This is a genomic window from Methanohalophilus portucalensis (genome assembly GCF_002761295.1).
GTDB classification, from domain to species: Archaea; Halobacteriota; Methanosarcinia; order Methanosarcinales; family Methanosarcinaceae; genus Methanohalophilus; species Methanohalophilus portucalensis.
Genome location: NZ_CP017881.1, coordinates 83,365 through 102,913, shown reverse-complemented (window position 1 = coordinate 102,913; position 19,549 = coordinate 83,365). Strand labels below are relative to the sequence as shown.

The 19,549-nt window shown below is 44.0% G+C and carries 22 protein-coding genes and 1 tRNA gene; 4 read left to right on the top strand and 19 right to left on the bottom strand.

Translation table 11 applies throughout. The annotated features are described in order from the left end of the window. Positions 1-24: 24 nt before the first annotated feature. From BKM01_RS00580 to ilvE, 5 genes are all read right to left on the bottom strand, one after another. A complete protein-coding gene (locus BKM01_RS00580; RefSeq protein ID WP_072361336.1) occupies positions 25-1,137 on the bottom strand; it encodes an ABC transporter ATP-binding protein in 1,113 nt (370 codons plus the stop codon). Positions 1,138-1,140: 3 nt separating this feature from the next. After that, positions 1,141-1,809 carry a molybdate ABC transporter permease subunit gene (gene modB, locus BKM01_RS00575; RefSeq protein ID WP_072361642.1) on the bottom strand — a complete coding sequence of 223 codons (669 nt, stop codon included), beginning with the start codon at positions 1,807-1,809 and terminating at the stop codon, positions 1,141-1,143. Positions 1,810-1,814: 5 nt separating this feature from the next. Further along, positions 1,815-2,612, bottom strand: coding sequence for a molybdate ABC transporter substrate-binding protein (modA, locus tag BKM01_RS00570; protein ID WP_072361339.1), 798 nt, complete (start codon positions 2,610-2,612; stop codon positions 1,815-1,817). A 100-nt stretch (positions 2,613-2,712) separates the two neighbouring features. Then, positions 2,713-3,909, bottom strand: coding sequence for a molybdopterin molybdotransferase MoeA (locus tag BKM01_RS00565; protein ID WP_072361343.1), 1,197 nt, complete (start codon positions 3,907-3,909; stop codon positions 2,713-2,715). Positions 3,910-3,933: 24 nt separating this feature from the next. Then, positions 3,934-4,812, bottom strand: coding sequence for a branched-chain-amino-acid transaminase (gene ilvE, locus BKM01_RS00560; RefSeq protein WP_072361346.1), 879 nt, complete (start codon positions 4,810-4,812; stop codon positions 3,934-3,936). A 142-nt stretch (positions 4,813-4,954) separates the two neighbouring features. Between ilvE and BKM01_RS00555 the strand changes: the two genes are divergently transcribed. Next, a tRNA-Arg gene (locus BKM01_RS00555) sits at positions 4,955-5,029 on the top strand. A 135-nt stretch (positions 5,030-5,164) separates the two neighbouring features. Here BKM01_RS00555 and BKM01_RS00550 read toward each other — a convergent pair. Next, positions 5,165-5,920 carry a hypothetical protein gene (locus BKM01_RS00550; RefSeq protein ID WP_072361349.1) on the bottom strand — a complete coding sequence of 252 codons (756 nt, stop codon included), beginning with the start codon at positions 5,918-5,920 and terminating at the stop codon, positions 5,165-5,167. Between the two features lie 120 nt (positions 5,921-6,040). Here BKM01_RS00550 and BKM01_RS00545 point away from each other — a divergent pair, with 120 nt between their 5' ends. Beyond that, positions 6,041-6,445, top strand: coding sequence for a PaaI family thioesterase (locus BKM01_RS00545; RefSeq protein ID WP_072361351.1), 405 nt, complete (start codon positions 6,041-6,043; stop codon positions 6,443-6,445). Positions 6,446-6,447: 2 nt separating this feature from the next. Here the strand turns inward: BKM01_RS00545 and BKM01_RS00540 are convergent, their stop codons facing one another. Both BKM01_RS00540 and BKM01_RS00535 read right to left on the bottom strand, forming a co-directional pair. After that, positions 6,448-7,089 carry an HAD family hydrolase gene (locus tag BKM01_RS00540; RefSeq protein ID WP_072361355.1) on the bottom strand — a complete coding sequence of 214 codons (642 nt, stop codon included), beginning with the start codon at positions 7,087-7,089 and terminating at the stop codon, positions 6,448-6,450. Between the two features lie 21 nt (positions 7,090-7,110). Beyond that, the gene (locus BKM01_RS00535) at positions 7,111-7,500 is read right to left on the bottom strand and encodes a response regulator (protein WP_072361359.1); all 390 of its coding nucleotides are present in this window, start codon (positions 7,498-7,500) and stop codon (positions 7,111-7,113) included. A 229-nt stretch (positions 7,501-7,729) separates the two neighbouring features. Between BKM01_RS00535 and gpmI the strand changes: the two genes are divergently transcribed. After that, entirely contained in the window at positions 7,730-9,274 is a 1,545-nt protein-coding gene (gene gpmI / locus BKM01_RS00530) for a 2,3-bisphosphoglycerate-independent phosphoglycerate mutase (protein ID WP_072361363.1), read from the top strand. Here the strand turns inward: gpmI and fen are convergent. The 3 genes from fen to BKM01_RS00515 all read right to left on the bottom strand — a co-directional run bounded on the left by fen (position 9,262) and on the right by BKM01_RS00515 (position 11,039). Then, complete coding sequence (fen, locus tag BKM01_RS00525) at positions 9,262-10,281, bottom strand: flap endonuclease-1 (protein ID WP_072361366.1); 1,020 nt, start codon at positions 10,279-10,281, stop codon at positions 9,262-9,264. The two genes, gpmI and fen, sit on opposite strands and share 13 nt — an antisense overlap. After that, complete coding sequence (locus BKM01_RS00520) at positions 10,282-10,605, bottom strand: hypothetical protein (RefSeq protein WP_072361369.1); 324 nt, start codon at positions 10,603-10,605, stop codon at positions 10,282-10,284. A 110-nt stretch (positions 10,606-10,715) separates the two neighbouring features. Further along, on the bottom strand, positions 10,716-11,039 hold the full coding sequence (locus tag BKM01_RS00515) for a hypothetical protein (protein ID WP_072361372.1): 324 nt from the start codon (positions 11,037-11,039) through the stop codon (positions 10,716-10,718). A gap of 107 nt (positions 11,040-11,146) precedes the next feature. Here BKM01_RS00515 and BKM01_RS00510 point away from each other — a divergent pair, with 107 nt between their 5' ends. After that, positions 11,147-12,046, top strand: coding sequence for a presenilin family intramembrane aspartyl protease PSH (locus BKM01_RS00510; protein ID WP_072361375.1), 900 nt, complete (start codon positions 11,147-11,149; stop codon positions 12,044-12,046). Between the two features lie 2 nt (positions 12,047-12,048). Here BKM01_RS00510 and BKM01_RS00505 read toward each other — a convergent pair whose 3' ends face one another. Genes BKM01_RS00505 through atwA form a run of 8 tightly spaced genes read right to left on the bottom strand, consistent with a single transcriptional unit; the run spans position 12,049 to position 19,397 of the window. After that, positions 12,049-12,501 carry a carboxymuconolactone decarboxylase family protein gene (locus tag BKM01_RS00505; protein WP_072361378.1) on the bottom strand — a complete coding sequence of 151 codons (453 nt, stop codon included), beginning with the start codon at positions 12,499-12,501 and terminating at the stop codon, positions 12,049-12,051. A 15-nt stretch (positions 12,502-12,516) separates the two neighbouring features. After that, entirely contained in the window at positions 12,517-13,458 is a 942-nt protein-coding gene (locus tag BKM01_RS00500) for a methanogenesis marker 7 protein (protein WP_072361381.1), read from the bottom strand. Beyond that, positions 13,436-14,047: a methanogenesis marker 17 protein gene (locus BKM01_RS00495; protein WP_072361385.1), complete on the bottom strand. Its 612-nt coding sequence runs from the start codon at positions 14,045-14,047 to the stop codon at positions 13,436-13,438. The genes BKM01_RS00500 and BKM01_RS00495 overlap by 23 nt, the downstream gene beginning before the upstream one ends. A 6-nt stretch (positions 14,048-14,053) precedes the next feature. Next, on the bottom strand, positions 14,054-15,298 hold the full coding sequence (locus BKM01_RS00490) for a methanogenesis marker 15 protein (RefSeq protein ID WP_072361388.1): 1,245 nt from the start codon (positions 15,296-15,298) through the stop codon (positions 14,054-14,056). Next, a complete protein-coding gene (locus BKM01_RS00485) occupies positions 15,295-15,750 on the bottom strand; it encodes a methanogenesis marker 5 protein (protein WP_072361391.1) in 456 nt (151 codons plus the stop codon). The genes BKM01_RS00490 and BKM01_RS00485 overlap by 4 nt, the downstream gene beginning before the upstream one ends. Positions 15,751-15,759: 9 nt before the next feature. Then, positions 15,760-16,194 carry a methanogenesis marker 6 protein gene (locus tag BKM01_RS00480; protein WP_072361394.1) on the bottom strand — a complete coding sequence of 145 codons (435 nt, stop codon included), beginning with the start codon at positions 16,192-16,194 and terminating at the stop codon, positions 15,760-15,762. Then, positions 16,191-17,753, bottom strand: coding sequence for a methyl-coenzyme M reductase-associated protein Mmp3 (gene mmp3, locus BKM01_RS00475; RefSeq protein WP_072361397.1), 1,563 nt, complete (start codon positions 17,751-17,753; stop codon positions 16,191-16,193). The genes BKM01_RS00480 and mmp3 overlap by 4 nt, the downstream gene beginning before the upstream one ends. A gap of 30 nt (positions 17,754-17,783) precedes the next feature. After that, positions 17,784-19,397 (bottom strand): methyl coenzyme M reductase system, component A2, encoded by a 1,614-nt coding sequence (gene atwA, locus BKM01_RS00470; protein WP_072361400.1) that lies wholly within the window; start codon positions 19,395-19,397, stop codon positions 17,784-17,786. Between the last annotated feature and the right edge of the window lie 152 nt (positions 19,398-19,549).

Below are 19,549 nucleotides of genomic sequence, written 5' to 3'. Positions count from 1 at the left end.
TTTTGTTGATTTTACCCGCTGTATTCAGCCGGCAGGGTCCTCCCGGGCAAACACAAGTACATCCTGGGGATCGATTTCCACCAAGCATTGCGAACCCGGCCCGATATCCAGTTTCCCGAAGTTGCGGTTATCCATCTCCGATAACAGCACTGATCCGCCAACCGGAATATCCACAGCCACAACCCTGCTTGCCCCCCTGTTGACAACACTGCGCACAGTCGTGGAAAAAATATTGCAACCGTTAATGTCCTCCCGGGACGGATGGAGATGCACATTCTCCGGCCGCACACCCCAGGAATAACTGCCACCCGCATCAACATTCGTTGTGGTGGTTATTGAGATCGAATCCGTGTTCAGAACACATCCATTCTCAGACTTGCCTGCAAAATCGGCATCGAAAATATTCGATACGCCCACAAGTTCTGCCACATGCCTGTTGCACGGACCATAGAAAACGTCCTCCGGCCTGCCCTCCTGCTGCACAGAACCCTCATGCAATACCACTACTTTGTCGGCCAGCGTGAAGGCTTCAACCGGATTGTGAGTGATGAACAACACAGGGATATCCAGTGTCTCCTGGATACTGCTTATCCTTTCCCGCAGGCGCATCCGGACAACCATATCAAGTGCTGAAAAGGGTTCATCCAGAAGTAATATGTCAGGATTGGGAGCCAGGGCGCGGGCCAGGGCAACTCGTTGTTTCTGTCCTCCCGAAAGCTGGGAAGGATACTGGTCCTGCAGGCCCGTTATGTGCAGAAGTTCCAGCATCTCATGTAACCTTTGTTCTTTTGCAGCATCCGGTTTGCCTTTTAACCCGTAAGTGATGTTTTTAGCCACGTTCATATGCGGAAAAAGGGCATAATTCTGGAAAACATAACCCGGTCTGCGGTCCTGAGGGGACAGGTTCTTTTTTGACTCACTGTCAAAGTATACCTTGCCGTTAACTTCAATAAAACCCACATCGGGTTTCCCCAAGCCTGCAATACACCTCAGGGTTGTGGTTTTCCCCGAACCGGAGCGCCCAAAGAGGACAACCAGCTCATTTGAAGCAGCAAAATTAACATCCAGATTAAAATCCGGGGCATCCTCCTGGCCTGAATATCGCTTTTCTATACCGACCTGAATATTACCAGTCATGTCTCACACCTTCCACCTGTTAACAAGTTTTGCAGTTGCAGCCATGGAAACAAGTGACATTATTACAAGGATTACAACAAGAATATTCGCAAGACTGTCATTGCCTGACTGGAAAGCAGTGTAAATAGAAAGCGACATGGTATTTGTTTTTCCGGGAATGTTGCCCGCAACCATAAGGGTCGCACCGAATTCCCCCACAGCCCTTGCAAAACTCAACACCAGCCCTGCTACAATTCCTTTCTTTGCAAGGGGCAGGGTCACAAAAAGGGCAGTTTCCAGTTCACTGTGGCCCAGTGTATAAGCCACATATTCCAGTTCCCTATCCACACTCCCTATCGCAGCGGACGTGGTCTTAACCATCAATGGCAGGGACACCACAAATGCAGCGATCACGGCTGCCTGCCATGTGAAAAGAATGCCAAACCCCGTAATTTCGAAAAGAGATTGACCCAGCACACCACTCTTCCCGAGCAATATGACTAGCAAATACCCGGTTACCGTGGGAGGCAATACAAGGGGCAGGGTCACCAGAATATCCACAAGGTTTTTGCCCGTAAAATCACGGCGTGCCAGCAGGTAGGAAATGAGCAGGCCAACCAGCACCACCAGTATCGTTGACAGGGTGGCTATCTTCAGGGTTATATACAGGGGATAAATGGCCTGCTCAAGCACAAAACTCACTCTACCTTAAATCCATACTCTTCCAGAATACGTTTGCCCTCTGGCCCTGTTACAAAGTCGATAAATTTATGGGATGCTTCCTTGTCTTCAGAATCTGCCAGGATTGCCACCGGATAACTTATATCGGCATCTACCGGCACCTCTCCTACAATCCTTATATTGTCGCTCTCAGAGGTTTGTGCATCGGTCATATATACAAATCCTGCATCCACTTCCCCGCGTTCCACATACACAAGGACCTGTTTCACATTTTCCGCAAATATTGTCTTGCCTTCAATAGCCTGCCAGAGCCCTGCCTCTTCAAGCCCCTGTTTTGCATAACGTCCCACCGGCGCAGTTTCAGGATTGCCCAGGGCTATCTTTGTGATCTCCTCTGAGTCCAGGTCCTCAAGAGTTTCGATCTGGTTTGTACCTGCAGGCACTATCATAACAAGACTATTGCGGGCGAAATCCCGTCTTGAATCAGCATCTATCATATCCTTCGCATCCAGAATATCCATGTGTTTCTGGGATGCTGAAGCAAAAACATCGATCGGTGCTCCCCCCTCAATCTGCATCCTCAGGGAACCTGAACTTGCAAGGTTGAGATTGACCTCAATATCAGGATTGGCAGCCTCGAACTGTTTTACTATCTCACGGTAACTTTCCGTCAAACTGGCAGCCGCAGATACCGTAATTTCCTCACTGTCAGTTTCCTGCGCGGATGATGCAGCGGAATTGGCCAGATATGCACCGACCGTAGCTAAGACTGTTATTGTTGCTACCAGAAGTATTATCTGATTATTTCGTTTCATTCAACCACCTTATGCTTTAAGTGTTATGTATGGACAAACATAACGGTGCATTGATACATATGCAATAAATAAGTTTCTAAAAGAGCCAATGAAACCGGAATCAATTCTCAAAGAAAGTGACTTCAACCTCATTCCCGGCTTTCACAAAAGTGATTTGTGGTTCTATTACAATGAAACCATCGGCCTTTGCCAGTGTGGTTATTGAAGCAGAGGTTTTATCCGCCGAATAAGCACAGCCATCAATTACTTCCACACAATGGTATTCCAGCCTGTTATCTGAATACACATCATCCATAAGGGTTGCTTTCATCCGTTGTCTTTCAGGAGTAGAAATCCCCAGCCCCTTTCTTACAAGCGAGGACACGATCTCATTGAATACCATCAGGGATGCTGTAGGATTACCGGGCAATCCAATCACGGGAATATTCCTGACCGATGCAATAATTACCGGTTTACCGGGTTTGAACTTTAAGCCATGCATCAGGATTTGCCCTTCTTCTTCCATTAACCGGTAGATGAAATCATCCGAACCTGCCGATGTGCTACCGGTTGTCAATACGATATCACATTCAGAAGCTGCCTCCAAAAGGAGAGAACGGGCTTTTTCAGGTTCATCCCCAACTATACCATAGGCTACAGGAGTTGCCGACAAACGTCTGATTGCAGCTGACAGAGTATAGGAATTGGCATCATAGATCCTGCCAGGATCGAGAGGATTACCAGGCTCGGTCAATTCATTCCCGGTAGAGATAATACCCACTTTCAGATTTTTCACAATTGTATTATTGATGCCCAGAGCCGCAAGGATACCAATCTTTGCAGGAGACAGCTTTTGTCCTGCTTCAAGAACAGTCTCACCTCTGGAAATATCAGTGCCTGCAGGAAGGATGTGCTGGCCCTGACGCACCTCACTATGGATACACACTTTCCCCTCTTCAAGAGTGGTATCTTCCACCATAACAACAGAATCACTTTCCTGTGGAATCGGGGCCCCGGTGGAAATTTCCACAGCTTCACCTTTTCCAAGGGATAGGATATCCCCTCTTCCCGCAGGGACATAGGCTTTCAGTAACAAACATGTGCCCTGCGTAGGTACATCTTCGGCACGGATAGCATAACCATCCTTGAGTGCTTTGGCAAAGGATGGAACATTGATGTCAGATACTATTTTTTCTGCAAGTATGCGACCATCGGCATGTACAAGTGAAACATGTTCCACTCCACAATTGACGGGCAGAGAGGCCAGAATTTGCCTGGCCTCTTCCAGTGATATTAGATGATTGAGTATTTTGCGCATCTTAGTTTATGCAACCTTCAATACTTATTCGTAGATCGGAGTACCGGTAGTAGTTGTGATCTCCTCGAAAGCCTTTACCATTTCCCCGGTAATGGGTCCTGGTTTTCCATCTCCGATAAGCCTTCCGTCAACCTTTGTAATGGGGGCGGCTTCTGCAGCAGTACCGGTTACAAAAACCTCATCTGCTGTGAATAAATCAAAAAGCCCTACATTTTCCTCAAGTACCTCATAACCCCTTTCCATTAGTAACTCAATAGCTGTTGCACGGGTAATACCCTTCAGATTGGAAATTGTTGGCGGAGTATAGACTTTGCCATTCTTTATGATGAAGATATTATCGCCGGAACCTTCGCAGATGTAGCCGTTGCTGTCCAGGAATATCGCTTCGTCCCCACCCTTGGCATTGGCCTCGATCTTTGCCAGAATATTATTCAGGTAATTCAGGGATTTGATATTAGGGGAGAGAGCATCGGGAGCATTGCGCCGGGTTGCGACCATGACTGCTTTCAAACCAACCTCATAGAGATCCCCGTACATTGCCCCCCATTCCTGGGTAATGATGAATATATTGGGAGTTTTGCATTTGCGAGGGTCAAGACCAAGGTCCCCTACACCACGGGACACGATGGGTCTTATGTATGCATCACTTAGATCATTTTTTCTCAGGGTTTCCAGGATTGCCTGACTCATCTCTTCCCTGCTGATAGGAATTTCCATTGCGATGGCCTTTGCAGAATCAAATAAACGATCCACATGCTCTTTTAACTTGAATACCCTGCCGTTGTATGCCCTGATCCCTTCAAAGACACCGTCACCATAGAGGAAACCATGGTCATAGACAGAAGTGGTTGCTTCGGATTTGGGGACATAATCACCGTTATAATAAACCAGAACTTCACTCATTTTCAGCCCTCTTAATATGACTTATCAGTATTAAGATGGACAAATGTAATCATAATATATATGAATATTTGCAAACTCATATCCAACAGTTGACAAAAGGCTTTTATGCACCAAATCCTATTTCATGTCGCATCACTATCCTGGGCCCGTGGCTTAGCCAGGATATAGCACCGGGCTTCTAACCCGGTGGTCGTGGGTTCAAATCCCACCGGGTCCGCATCAACTTTTTTTACTTTGGAGCAGGACACTATTAAAAAAAAGGTTACCTATTGCTAGTTTTCTCAATATATGAATTGAACATAATAGAGATATATTTTTATCTTTTGAAAAATAAAAAAAGTTAAATGAATGATCAATAGACCACGATATCAATCTTATCCAACCAATCTATATAATATCCGTCTGCTATCATTTGATCCGCATCATTATAAATAAATACTCTAGCATTTTGTTCTGGTATTTCTTTCACCATGACCTTGACACAGTTTTCTGATATTTTACGAAGGTCTGAATCGGATACTCCTTTTGTATGTAAATAGACCAACATACCTCTTTGGCTTAATTCAACATCAGCATCGAATTCATATGAATCAAACATCCTCTCAGTGGTTTTTTCAACCTGAGGATATTTTGTATACTCATAAATGGAAATTGTTGTTTCATCATTGTGCTCTGTATATCTACCAAAAGCAATTTTTTGAACGTTGTCATCATAGAATAATACATGTACTCTTTGATTTGGCAAATGATCAGTCATAATATTGAGACATTTATGTGTCATCGACTTGAGATCTGTTTTTGTAAATGTCGATGCATCAAAATTGACATTCATGGTTTCTTCCTCTATAGTTACATTTGCTTCGTATCCATTTGATTTTAAAATATCTTTTGTTTCTTGGACGATAGTAACATTGTTTGTAGTCTCCTCATTCTCGTTTAGCGAACTTGATTTGGGTACATCATTGTCATCTGTTTCTTGTACAGTTTCCTCCTGATTAGTACTTGTATCTTCACTTACACACCCAATAGCAAAAAATAGGAGAAGCATCGCTACAATTATTATACACCAATTTTTCATGTTTACCACAAAATATGTAGCATGTTTCATTATATGAATTCTTTGATATTGAATTTTACAAAGCATCTTCAAAATGAATTTGCCTCTGAAAATAATTCTAATAAATAGAGTAGAACTAATCTTTTTATACATCAGAAAGTATGTTTCACTATGAAAGACGCAGAAGAATTGCTAAAAAAAGACCTGTTTGCCCGGTATATCGGAATCGAATTGCTGGAAGTTGCAAATGGCTATGCAAAAGCTTCCATGAAAATAGAAGACAAGCACAAGAATGGCCTGGGTACAGTACAGGGAGGTGCCATATTCACCCTCGCAGACTTCACATTTGCAGCAGCAGCAAATTCTCACGGACAAGTGGCTGTTGCTATCAATGCCAACATAAGCTATCCAAAGGCGGCCACTGAGGGAATCCTTAAAGCAGAAGCTTTCGAAACATCACTGAATCCCAAAATCGCAACCTACACTGTAACTGTCACAGATGAAAGGGCAGAAACTGTTGCCCGTTTCGAAGGGCTTGCATACCGGAAAAGAAAATTAATAGAAGATATTATCTGAACTTATTTCAATGATAAAAGGTACAGTGCCAGATCTTCGTGATTTTCAAATATCCTATCTGCTTTCTCCAGTTTATCCGGGGAGACATAAGTAGGGACAGCCACACAATACATCCCTGCTCTTTTAGCCGCTTCTACACCTTTTGTTGCATTCTCCACCACAACACAATCCGTGGGATTCACTTCAAGAATATGGGCAGCCTTTAAGAATGGCTCCGGCTCGGGTTTGCCTTTACTGACATCATCCCCGCTGATGACCGCATCAAAGATGCCCGGGAAAAAATCATCCACTATATGCCTGACAATTGACCTGTCGGCACCCGATACCATGGATAACAGAAAATGCCCCTTTAGCTGTGGCAAAATCTCACGTATTTGGTCAAAGGGTCTGAAACTGGCCGTGCGTTTGAATTCCTCCTGATATTGTGCAAGAAGGCCTTCAATGTCCAGAGATTCAGGATCGATGTTTTTGCGTTTTAATATGTGGGTTACAATGTCAATTGTTCTGGAACCTTCCATGTCATAGATGGTTTGTTCATCGAGGTGTATTCCCACAGCACCGAATACCCGGTTAATTGTTTTAACATGGTGGGGCATTGAATCAATGAGAATGCCATCCATATCAAAAATCAAAGCCCTGGCCATGTATTAAAATACTCCGTGATATCAGGAATCAGCAGACAGGTCATTTTTGTGCAGTGCAATCTCAATATTGGTATGGATATCCTCTAATTTGAAAGGTTTGGATATATAACCGGCAGGGTGTGTTAATTTAGCCCTTTCAAGGGTTTCTTCATCAGTATAAGCAGTTAGATATATTATAGGAATATCAAAATTTTTCCTGATATAATCTCCTGCCACAATCCCGTCACCTTCTCCTTTCAGCAAAATATCCATCAAAACCAGATCCGGATAAAAAAGATCGGCTTTGCGTATAGCATCCTCTGCGGAAGATGCGGTACAGGGAACGGAATAGCCTAAAGATTCAAGTTTGCTTTTAATTCCCATAGCAACTATATTTTCATCCTCGACTATCATTATTTTTGCATTCTTCATAAAGGCCCTTCATAAATTTACAGCATCATATATAATAGATTCATACAGATAACACTTGCACATAAAAATTACAGGTGTTGTTATGAGGGAATTATTGAACTAATTACTCATGAAGTGTAACTTAATATAAATTTATTGTTGTCATTCATATAAAGCTTGATGGTTCATCTATTGCCATAAAATTATACATTCCTGATTCCTTATATAGCATAAAAGCTTGAGTGAAAGCATGACACTGGACCGAAAACCTCTCTTGTTAATGATACTGGATGGATGGGGATACTCACCCTCCATAAAAGGAAATGCTGTAGCACAGGCCAAAACCCCTGTCCTTGACAGGTTAGAAAAAGAAAACCCAACCTCCCTCTTGCAGGCTGCAGGCGAATCTGTGGGCCTTCCACAGGGACAGATGGGAAACTCCGAAGTGGGTCATCTCAACATAGGTGCAGGCAGAATTGTTTACCAGGACCTGACCCGGATAAACCTGGCAATCAAAAATGGAGAGATCTACAAAAACCAGGTCCTGCTTGATGCCATCAGGAATGTCCAGGAAAAAAAATCAAAACTGCATATCATGGGACTGTTTTCCCATGGAGGAGTCCACAGTCACATAGAACACATGCGTGCCCTGATAGAGCTGGCTAAAAGGGAAGCCTTAAGTGAAGTATTCATCCATACTTTCCTTGACGGCAGGGATGTACCCCCCCGGGCCGCTCTTGAGGATATGAAAGAGCATGAAGTATTCTGCAGGGAAAATGGTATCGCAAAAACTGCCAGTGTATCCGGCAGGTACTATGCAATGGATCGTGACAAACGGTGGGAACGTACCCGACTTGCCTATGACGCCCTGACACTGGGGGAAGGAATAACTGCTGAAGATCCTGTGGAAGCAGTACAGCTTGCCTATGAAAGAGGAGAAAATGACGAATTTGTCAAACCCACTGTTATTCAGGAGAAGGGCAAACCTGTAGCCACAATTGAAGATAACGATTCTGTGATCATGTTCAATTTCCGCCCGGACAGGGCAAGGCAACTTACCTATGCATTTGTAGAAGATGGATTCGAAGGCTTCGAGAGGAAAAAGCATCCACAGGTGCACTATGTCTGCATGACCCAGTATGATGAAAAACTGGACGTACCTGTTGCCTATCCTCAAAAAGAAATAAAAAATACACTTGGTGAAGTGTTGAGCAGGGAAAATATATCCCAGTTGCGTATCGCTGAAACTGAAAAGTATGCCCATGTCACCTTTTTCTTCAATGGCGGAGTGGAAAAGAAATTCAAAGGAGAAGAAAGATGCCTCATTCCCTCACCCAGGGTTGCAACCTATGATCTTAAACCCGAAATGAGTGCCTATGAAGTTGCTGAAGAACTCACCAGCAGGATCGAATCCGCAAATTATGATGTGATCATACTCAATTTTGCCAACATGGACATGGTGGGACATACCGGTTTCTTTGAACCTACTATCAAAGCCGTAGAGGCTGTGGATGAATGTGTGGGAAAGGTAATAACTAAAATACAACAAAAAGGCGGTGAAGCATTGATAATCGCTGACCACGGAAATGCGGAACAAATGGAAGAAGCCCATGGAGACCAGCCCCATACAGCCCACACAAGCAACCCGGTTAAATGCATATGTATTTCAGAAAAACAAAATATTAAAATGAGAAACGGAATCCTTGCCGATGTTGCACCGAGTGTCCTGCAAATGCTTGCAATAAAACAACCCCAAGAAATGACAGGTAAACCACTAATTATTCAAAACCATTGATCCAGGGTTTGCTGACTTCGCTGTTTGCTGGCTTTTTCAAGACGATCTAAAGCTTTGAGAACTCGCTCCTCAGAGAAATCGTGCTGTTTGCAAAGGAAATCCACTATTTTTTCCTTTTGTGGAGATTTCCATTTGAGTTCATAAGCATCAGTTACAGGCGGATTCAGGAAAAAATCGATCTTTGCATCAAGCTCGTCAATGGCTTCACCCCTATGCTCCAGAACCTTATGAATACTGCCATGTTGTTTTATTAATTTAAGGGCGGTTTTGGGGCCGACTTTCTCCAGCCCTTTATTATAATCAGTACCCACACACAGTGCAATACCGATCAGTTGCTGACGGTCTATATCCAGTAACTTGATATTTTGCATAAGATCAATAGATTCGGGTTCTACATCAATGTAAACATTCTTGCCCGGCAATTTGCGTTTACCCGTAATTGTAAGATTGCGCACTACCCTCGGAGCACCGAAAAGCAGGGAATCGTAGTCCTGGGAAGCACTATAATCTGCATCACCTTTGTTCACCATATAGGCTGCCTGTGCTTCACCTTCAGAAGGAGCCTGTACACAGGGAATTCCCATGAAATCCAGAAGTTGCATCGAATCATCCACTATCCGGGCATCTACCTTTGAAGAAGCCTGTGCATATTTGTAGGCTTCCTCTGACAGGCCTTTTTCTTTTGCTTCATCCCATTTTGTACGGGCCTCTTCCCTGGACTTTTTACGCTGGCTAATTGTATCTGCCTTGAAATCAGGAGGTTTGCCATCAAAAACAAAAACAGGTTTTATACCGGCTTCAAAAAGATTGGTCATCCTGTACAGGATACCGGAGAGATGGGATGTGATATTGTCTCTGGAATCCTTCAGTGGAGTACCGTCACGTTGCCTGATGATACTCAAAAACTGGTAAAGCGTATTATATCCGTCAATCGCCACAGTCCTGTGAGCAAGATCATCCAATCCAACCTGTTTTTTTTCCAGTATGTCCCCTATATCTACACCCATTCAGTGTCCTCTTAAATTGGTTTGATGAAGTTGAATATCCGTATCGAGGCGTATATCCAGCACCGAGTCATAATCGGCTTTCATCCGCCCTACCTTCAGTATATTACCTGCCCTTTCAAGGAGAGTTGTTCTGGAAACCTGTAACTGATGACCATCCTTCTTGTCACCTTTATGGACTACCAGCACATCATTTCCTTCAACAGCGGTTTTACCTGTCCTGGAGAGCATATTCCTGATTACCTGCTCAAATTCCGAATATATCAGAATTTCTGAATTTTTCCCGGATTTTTTTATGACACCGATTGGTTTAAGATTAATTTGCATTGAGCCCACCCACCATTATGAAACTTGTTGATAATTGCCCATACAAACCATCACATTAATATTGTTTTCGGCAGATGTCGATGATTAAAAATAATGAAGAATAGAAAAGATTAACGATAATTTCTTCTGTTAAAGGTTTCCATGGCATCATCCACCACATTAGTGACAGTATCCATTTTTTTACCCATGTTATCTTCGACACTTTGAATATTGATCCGAAGAGAGCGTTCTCTTAGATCGAGCTGCTCCTCAATCTTACGCATCCGCATGTCCAGGGAAAGGAGCATCGCTGCAAGAGCTCCTACCATTACAATGGCAGCAAGAACGATCAATGAGTTAGCCGGACTGTATTTGAACCTGCCCAGCCATACATATGTCAACACAAAAGCTGATACAACCATAACGATAGAAAAAACAATGTCCCTTGTTTCCATAGTAAGACCTCTATTTTACTTAATCCATGTTACTACTTAAGTATTACATAAACTTAATTAATGGATATTGCATTAGGTTCTGTACCATACAAACAGGATGAGAAATTTTGAGCGATAATGAAAACGGAATCAAGGAATACTTCCCGATGATTGTAATGGCCGGCTTTATACTGGCCATCCAGATCATTGCACTTACCCTTGCACAACCAATGAACGATCTGGGTATGCAGGCAGTAGATAACCCTCAATCCGCAACCAATTCCATATACTACATAATTGCAATTCTCATATTCACCCTGTTTTTACTTTTCGCCATCAAGAAAGAAATACAATGGGTAATCCAGATGATTATCCTTGTTGCTGTTGCTTCTACCATGTATTACGGATTCTATCCCCTCTTCCACCTTACAGGATTGGGAGGAGAAGGTCCGGTAATCGGAGGTCTGTTAATGGCAACTGTTTTCACCATCCTGCTTTATGTCCATCCTGAATGGTACATAATAGATTTTGTTGGAATCATTGTGGGAGCAGCGGCAAGTTCAATATTTGGAATATCATTTGGCATTTTACCTGCAATTGTGCTGCTGGGCCTGCTTGCAGCCTACGATGCAATCTCGGTTTATAAGACAAAACATATGATTGCCCTTGCAGAGGGTGTGATGGATCTAAAGCTGCCAATCCTGTTTGTTATACCCAAAAAAAGAAATTACTCATTTATTGAGGACACCCCCTCAACAGATGGAGAAAAGGAAGCCTTCTACATGGGATTAGGGGATGCCATAATGCCAACAATAATAGTCGTTTCCGCAAATGTATTCCTTCCCCATGAAGGCTTCATAGGAGTTCCCGCCATCGGAGCAATGATCGGCACCCTTATAGGATTTTTTGCACTGACAATCCTGGTCATGAAGGGGAAACCCCAGGCAGGCCTCCCATTTTTAAATAGTGGGGCAATTCTGGGTTACGTGGCTGGTGCCTTAATAGCCGGGATGCCCCTTCTGGGATAAAATTACCTGTCCGAACCTGTGATATTACATGAATCACAGTCACTGTCACAGGAAGGGGAATCACCATTTACCTCGTCATCAAGGGCCCGTGTGCCTTCTGCAAGAACCGAGGCATTGGATAGAGCCCCACCTATAAGAATAGCATCAAATATCTGCTCCCTTGTCAAACCAAGCCTGCGGGCAACCCTGATATGCATCTTGAGACAATGATCACATCTCAGTGCAGAAGCAACACCCACACAGATAAGTTCGATTGTCTCTGGATCAAGTCTTTCAAACTCCCGCATTATAGAATTATCATACATTACTTTAGGAATTAACAGCTCCGGCATATCTTTCATGAAATTGAGGATATAGGGTACTTCCCCATATCGTTCCTCAACTGTTGAAAGCACATCGGAAACCGCTTCATCTTCATCCTTTTCAAGTATTTCCCTGATATTTTCCAGATCCATTACACACCCTCTTTATCATATAGTAAATCCGGTCTCTGAGCGACGACGTATCTTTATTAGAATGTAATCCTTCATTTTTGAAGGCATGATATTTGCCACATCAGAGAGAGAAACATCCTCATCCAGATCCAGCTGTTCCAGCTTTTCGTGGAATTGATCAAAGGGAAGTTTAACCCTCATGCCATCCAGTTGAAGGGTTATGGGGGCAGGAGTTAACACATCATTAATTTCAGGCACCTGCTCTTTAATCTCCTTCATAACTCGTGCAGGCAATACCGCAAGAGGATCCCGGGATATTTCCTCACGCAGTTTATCCACAACTTCCCCGACAGTTTTATTCAATACATCAAGGCTGTTAATTTCACCTTCATTACGCAGCCTGTGAGATACACGTCCGATGCCTCCAACATAGACATCGGCACCTTCTACATCATCAGTACTGAGATCCGGGCCTCCTGTAGCCACAATAGGAACATTGACACCCGAGAAAAGCTTGGGTTTCTTATTAATTATACAGTCACTGAAATTCCCAAAACTGTAAACAGCAATATCATGTTCGTTGATTAGCCGTCTTTCATAATCCTGGGAAAGAGCCACTCTTCGGCCCATACCACGTGCAAGTCCCAGCATATTGGTATTAGCACCATCCCTGCGCAGATGTTCGGCAACATCACATGCAGAATGAGGAAGATGATGGTAGGCAAGGGTTGGGGATACTACAGCGATCTCGGTACCTGTTAAGGGAGCTCGCGTGAGTTTGCCCAGTATTTTCTTTGCAAGTTCTTCCATCAGGGGAACATCTTTACGGGGGATCAACATCACAAGATTAATTTCCGTTGCAGCCGGCGTACTCTGTACAAGATAACCGCCCAGGTCTTCCAGGAGTTCAATAATAAGGCCGTGTTTGTGCACACCGCCTTCATATACATAGGGTTCAAGCACTGCTGCCACTGGCATCATCTCCCTTTAGTTCTTCCAGCATCGTGTGTGCTTCATCAATCCATTCTTTTTGCATCGTATCCTCGGATGCCACAAATATGAAATCATTGCCGTTCAATGAATGATGACGTACCCTGAAACCTTCAGGAGCTACCCTGATAGCCATATCCGCCAGATTGGACTTGAGTGTGCGCCGCGGGTCATCCACAACAAGATTTTCGAGAGAGCCTATCTCCTCCTCCGGATTATTCACAAACAGGGAAATAGTCCACCTGTCCGGTTGCTCAAGGCTGTCACGTCCATACCGATCCCAGAGAATCTGCAACAGGCGCGGAAGATGTTTTTCTACAGATATCGTGATCAAAATTTCTCCTTCATGGTCCCCTTTTTGTATTTCGGCAAAATCTTTCAATATCACCTGTGGGAGAACACCGCGCACAACTGCAGCCAGCTGGAAAAGGGAATCTTCGGGCCTTATTACTACTTTGATTTTTGCGATCCTGCCCGCCATTCCCAGATCGGAGATTATATCTGATACAATCTTTCGATAGGGACCGGCTTCCTCTTCAACTGTGGTTTCAACCACGAACTTTTCAAGGGTTGCCAATTATAATCACTCCTTATCCACAAAACCGGAAACAAGCAACGCAGCACCCACTGCACCGATATCCTGAGAATGAGGAGGAACAACGACATCGATCTTGAGCAGTTCTTTCAGAGCTTTGGGTACACCTGCGATCAGGGATGAACCGCCCACCAGGATAAGAGGTTCTTTAACTTCAACTTCCTGAAGCTGCTGTTCAAATATTTGTTCCACAACACTGTGACACGCTGCAGCAGCCACATCTTCGGGCGTAGCTCCCTTGGCAAGGGAATTTACCAGGGACTGGATTCCGAAAACAATACAATAACTGTTCATTTCTACATTTTTCTGCATTCCCTTGATTGCAAGATCCCCGAGTTCCGTGATATCTACACCCAGTCTCTTGGACGTCATTTCAAGGAATCTGCCCGAAGCACCAGCACAAACGCCTCCCATGGTGAACATGCCGGGAATGCCATCCTGTACGGAAATGGCTTTGTTGTCCATTCCACCAATATCAATTACAGTGGCATCGCCCTGCTGTGCCTTTGCAAGGTAGACCGCACCCTTGGAATTTACCGTGATTTCTTCCTGCATAAGGTCGGCATTGAAGTGATCGCCTATAAGGAAACGTCCGTAGCCTGTTGTACCAATTGCCTGCAGGTCCTCCCTCTTCACACCAGCCTGGTCCAGTGCCTGCTGAAGGGCTTTTTCAGCACTTTCAAGCACTTTGATGGTGGGGACCCAGCCTTCACCGATTATCTCATTGTCCCTCATAACTACAGCTTTGGTAGTGGTTGAACCAGAATCAATACCTGCAGTCAATCCTTCCTGATTCTCCCTTGCAAGTAAATGTTTGCTCTTTGCAATGGTTGTCAGGGCTTCCATACGTGTCAGCAAAGTTGCTGCAGTCGTTCGCTCTGTAAAGGAATAACTTATAACCGGCAGGCCTGAATCTTCAAATATATAACGACGCACTTCATTACGAACAATCGCAGCTTCCGCGCATCGGAAACAGGTAGCAACAAATACACCGTCCACCGGAGCCACGCCTTCTACTACAGCTTTTGCCCGGGCCATCATGAGACGCAGATCAGGACTTGCAACTTCCAGTCCGAATTCCTTCCCGATGGTATCCAGAGATGACACGTCCATCTCCGGATAAACAAGTTCAGCATTCAAGGAAGATGCTGCCGATTCCAGTTCCTTCTGGACTCCGGCATATTCAGAACCGCATGAAACCAGTGCTATCTTTACTTTATCAGAATTACTCATTCTTCATCCTCCTCGTTAGGCAGGGATTTAAGGAATTCAGCAATCTGGTATACAAAATCTTTACCTTCTTCTTCGGTGCGAGGATATTTGACTTCAAGACGGGGGATGTCCTTTTGGCGTGCAAGGAACTTAGTAAGTTCATTGGTACGTGCACAACCCATGCAACCAAAAGCAGATGCCGAATCCAGCACTATGATCGCAGCTTCGGCTTCATCAATCTGGGGACCCACTATGGACATGCGGCCCCTCACACCGGCAGGAACTTCCACTGCAGCATATTTCAAACCAAGTTTGGGATCTTCGGGAGTAATATTTATCGGCGGGGAATCTACACCTACTGTAGTGATTTTTTCCCGGATCTTCTCCATCATTGCAAGGGGTTTATGGCCAAACCTTTCAACAAGATCAGAAAGGATAAGGCTGTTAGTGGGATAGATGAAAATTTTTGCCAAGGTGTCACCTCATAATTCGGATTCTATAATATCTTTAAGTTTGGATGGTGAAATTTTGTCAGGAGATTCTTCCTTTTCAGACGGATTATATGTTTCATACTCATCAAGAGCTCTGCTGATGATGGGCAATGATGCTACTTCGGTTCTCAGGTAATGAAACCCCGGCCTTGGACCTCCGCCTCTGGAAGCCCTGCAGCGACGTTCATCACCTGGCGGGAAACCCCTCTGTTTCACAAAAACATGATTCGGATCAAGGGCCCTTACTTCGGCTACTACCTTTTCCACTGAATCACGCGGACCTGTTACCATTGTGCCGAAACAGGTTTCCTTAATGGTAATATCTACATCGGACTCATAGATTTTCATCGCAGCATCAGAAGGAAGTACACTGTCTGAGTCAATCACCACGATCTTTGTAATCTCATCAACATCCTCCCCGCTCATTCAATCTCCTCCTTGTTACTTTCCAGAACGTACATGGTATCCTTTTCGGTTAATGCCTTGAATTTCTCAGGCTCAAGGATTTTTCCTATTATATTGGTACTTGAAAATTTCTCTCCGGTGGGACCAAACAGATCGTCATCCTCTGTTTTAACTCCCACAATACCCATTCTTTTAGCGGCCTGGTTAGTAATCCCAATCTCAAAAGCTTTGGTTTTATCCACAAGCACGTTTTCCGGCAAAATTTCCTTATATTTTTCAGCGGACTTTGCGGCTTTAAACAGGTATGTATCTTCATATATCATCATCACAGGCAATGTACCTATAGGCCTGAAGGTAAGACCTACTGCATGCCTGAAGAAATCCAGGGTTTTAGGAGCGAGGTCATCATACAGTTCAACACGGATAACAAGAGAATCCGGTGCCCCGGTTGCAATTACTTTTTTTGCCAGCAGGATATCGATAGTACTGGAGGGGTTTAATTTCACAATATTGGAATCGTCTTCTTTATAACCTTCACGTACCAGTTCAATTCCCAGTCCTTCAAGATGTTTTTCAGCTTCTTTAAAGCCAATACCAAGTATATTGATGGGAGCAGGATTCGTCTTTACAAATATAGAGTGATCCCTTCCTGCCATATGGATAAGTTCAATACCTTGTTCTATATGGCCAATTACAGAATGTACAACACTGGCAGCTCTTTCATCACGGGAGATGAACACTTTACCGGTTCCATAACCTGCAGTTCGTACCCATACCGCACCATCCTTTCGTGCTTCAAAGTTTTCAAAGGAGCAGATCTCACCTTTTAAACTATTGTCACTTATGAAAGAACTGGATTCATCGTCAACTTTGAAAAGTCCATCCTTAATTAGACCAAAGAAAAATTCAGCTCCTTCAGGGGATTCAAGAGCAAGTTTTACCTTTATAAAGGTAAAGAGACCATCACCATCCTCCAGGGTTGTGCTAGTATCATCTGTGACCAGGTGTTTTGCAGATTCCTGCCATTCAATTACGGGTTCAATTTCAAGAATGCGATCAGAACGCTCAAAACTGGTCAGAAGTTTCTTACCGCCCACGACCCTGGCAAAAGGGCCATCTACAGGTGCACCGTAGTCTGCAGAATGCTCTGCAAGGGAAAAAAGAAGATGGAAATTAGAAGGGTTATATCCCCCAGCTGAAAATAATACATCATATTTATCCAGCTTTGTGGAATTTCTTTCCGGTTTCAGAGATTCCGAAAATGGGCCAAATGCTGTGGCATCCTTGCTACCCCAGCGCAGGGAAATTCCTTCATATTGCTTGAAACCTTCCATCCACCTGCGGGCAGAAGCGGAAAGATGATCAATTATTTCAAGGCGTAATTCTCCTTTTGTGGTCTTGACCCTGTACTCCCTTACACTTTCAGAGCGAACACTTTCCGACTTTTTGAGAATGCCCACGGATGCACCTATTTTGTATGGTGCCTCTGCTGTGTCGATGGCTGTTTGTACTGTAGCACCATCCGGGAGAGATAACTTCTCGCCGTTAACAAGCACTTGAATCGTCCCTAATTCCTCCAATCACTACATAGAGAGCACTTAATAATAAAGTTACTGTTGAGGAACTTCTTCAAGTTCCTTTTCAGTAAGCTGGGAAAGGACCGTTTCTGGTTCTCCGATATCAACTATCTTTGAATCCCTCATTAGTGCTACACGATCACAGATATCCTCAAGGAAATCCATATCATGCGAAACTATCACAAATGTATTGCCCATCTCTTCCCTTGCCTTCAGGATGGATTTGGTTACCTCGGTCCTTGTGATCGGATCCATTGTGCCGGTTGGTTCATCCATTAAAATGATATTTGGTTCTTTCATTAAAATCTGGGCCAGAGCAACCCTGTGCCTCTCTCCTTCACTTATCTCATCAGCCATTTTAGGAAGGATGGATTTGGCTTTCTTTTCAGTAAAACCGGTTGTCACAAGAGTATTGATAGCCTTCCTGGTAGCAAGTTCGTAGGGAAGATCAATCCCGATTGATTCGGTCAGATTATCGATGATTGTCCTGTGTGTGTACAAACCATATTCCTGATGCAGGATACCCATGTAGCGAACCGCACGGCCCCTGTTGTCAGCTCCGGGTTCCCTCATATTCACCCACTCATCACCAACGCGAACATGCACTGCCCCGCTTGTTGGTTGTACATTGCCCATAAGCATTTCAGAAGTAGTTGTCTTCCCTGCACCACTGGTACCTGCAAGCCCGAATATCTCACCTTCCTTCACATTAAAGCTCACACCGCCTACGGCATAAACTACTCCTCTTGAAACAGAAATGTATTTTTTAACGAGGTCCTCAACTCTGATGATATCCTCGCCTACATTGGCTTTTTCCCATTCACCAATGTCAGTAACCATTTTCATAAAGTCGCGGGAAACATCACAGGCATCACCTTCACATACAATTTCCCCTTCCTCGAGAATAATTGCCCTATCAGCCAGATCTTCAATGACATCCGACCAGTGAGAAGTGATTATCATTGTCATGTTGTGGGAGGAAACTGTATCCTCGACAACATCATGTACCACTTTTGCTGTCCTGGGGTCCAGGGTTCCTGTCGGTTCGTCGGCAAGCAGCAACATGGGATTTCTCACAAGCTGGCGTGCAAGAACCACCCTCTGTTTCTCACCACCACTTAAATCACGGGCCACGTGCATCATCCTGTGGGAGAGACGGACCTCCTCCAGCAGTTCAACGGCACGTTCCATCGCATCGGGACCACTGTAACCAATCTCTGTCAGGGAATTTACTACATTGGCAATTACCCTGTCATCTCCATAAAGGGCAAAAGTCCTCTGGAGCATAATTGCTACCCTTCGGGATACCGCCCTGCGTTCGTTATTATGAATGCCAAGTTTTGCAAAATCAGCTTCAAACGCTTCAAAATTACTGTTTTCGCAATGTGAACAGGCCTTCCCCACCATACTGGGCGGTTCTATATAACCACATTTTTCACAACGCGCAACGTGATAGATTATTGAACCTGTGATTTCATCTAATTCCTCGGCACCGCGAAGCGCATGCATCAATACAGTTTTACCGGAACCGCTTTTTCCCAGGATTCCGACAACTTCACCTTCATTTATGTTGAGATTGATATTCTTTAAGACCGCTGCACCATTATAAGAGATGGTAAGGTCTTTGATCTCGATGAATAATGACATTTTAGTACCTCCAACATGGATATTATCAGACCTGTTTTGAGATTATACAGTAAATGTACTTAACTTTTTGCACGGTATGCACAAAACCATAAACCTGTGAGCAGGCCCAACATAACCAAAAATTTAAATCTGGTATTTTATAACTGGATTAC

Excerpts from the sequence above, each read along its gene's own strand:
- BKM01_RS00480 (WP_072361394.1), bottom strand. The coding sequence starts at position 16,194 with ATGAGCGGGGAGGATGTTGATGAGATTACAAAGATCGTGGTGATTGAC.
- gpmI (WP_072361363.1), top strand. The coding sequence starts at position 7,730 with ATGACACTGGACCGAAAACCTCTCTTGTTAATGATACTGGATGGATGG.
- BKM01_RS00515 (WP_072361372.1), bottom strand. The coding sequence starts at position 11,039 with ATGGAAACAAGGGACATTGTTTTTTCTATCGTTATGGTTGTATCAGCT.
- BKM01_RS00505 (WP_072361378.1), bottom strand. The coding sequence starts at position 12,501 with ATGGATCTGGAAAATATCAGGGAAATACTTGAAAAGGATGAAGATGAA.
- BKM01_RS00565 (WP_072361343.1), bottom strand. The coding sequence starts at position 3,909 with ATGCGCAAAATACTCAATCATCTAATATCACTGGAAGAGGCCAGGCAA.
- BKM01_RS00540 (WP_072361355.1), bottom strand. The coding sequence starts at position 7,089 with ATGGCCAGGGCTTTGATTTTTGATATGGATGGCATTCTCATTGATTCA.
- atwA (WP_072361400.1), bottom strand. The coding sequence starts at position 19,397 with ATGTCATTATTCATCGAGATCAAAGACCTTACCATCTCTTATAATGGT.
- modA (WP_072361339.1), bottom strand. The coding sequence starts at position 2,612 with ATGAAACGAAATAATCAGATAATACTTCTGGTAGCAACAATAACAGTC.
- BKM01_RS00490 (WP_072361388.1), bottom strand. The coding sequence starts at position 15,298 with ATGAGTAATTCTGATAAAGTAAAGATAGCACTGGTTTCATGCGGTTCT.
- ilvE (WP_072361346.1), bottom strand. The coding sequence starts at position 4,812 with ATGAGTGAAGTTCTGGTTTATTATAACGGTGATTATGTCCCCAAATCC.
- BKM01_RS00580 (WP_072361336.1), bottom strand. The coding sequence starts at position 1,137 with ATGACTGGTAATATTCAGGTCGGTATAGAAAAGCGATATTCAGGCCAG.
- BKM01_RS00520 (WP_072361369.1), bottom strand. The coding sequence starts at position 10,605 with ATGCAAATTAATCTTAAACCAATCGGTGTCATAAAAAAATCCGGGAAA.
- fen (WP_072361366.1), bottom strand. The coding sequence starts at position 10,281 with ATGGGTGTAGATATAGGGGACATACTGGAAAAAAAACAGGTTGGATTG.
- BKM01_RS00545 (WP_072361351.1), top strand. The coding sequence starts at position 6,041 with ATGAAAGACGCAGAAGAATTGCTAAAAAAAGACCTGTTTGCCCGGTAT.
- BKM01_RS00500 (WP_072361381.1), bottom strand. The coding sequence starts at position 13,458 with ATGCCAGTGGCAGCAGTGCTTGAACCCTATGTATATGAAGGCGGTGTG.
- BKM01_RS00550 (WP_072361349.1), bottom strand. The coding sequence starts at position 5,920 with ATGAAACATGCTACATATTTTGTGGTAAACATGAAAAATTGGTGTATA.
- BKM01_RS00535 (WP_072361359.1), bottom strand. The coding sequence starts at position 7,500 with ATGAAGAATGCAAAAATAATGATAGTCGAGGATGAAAATATAGTTGCT.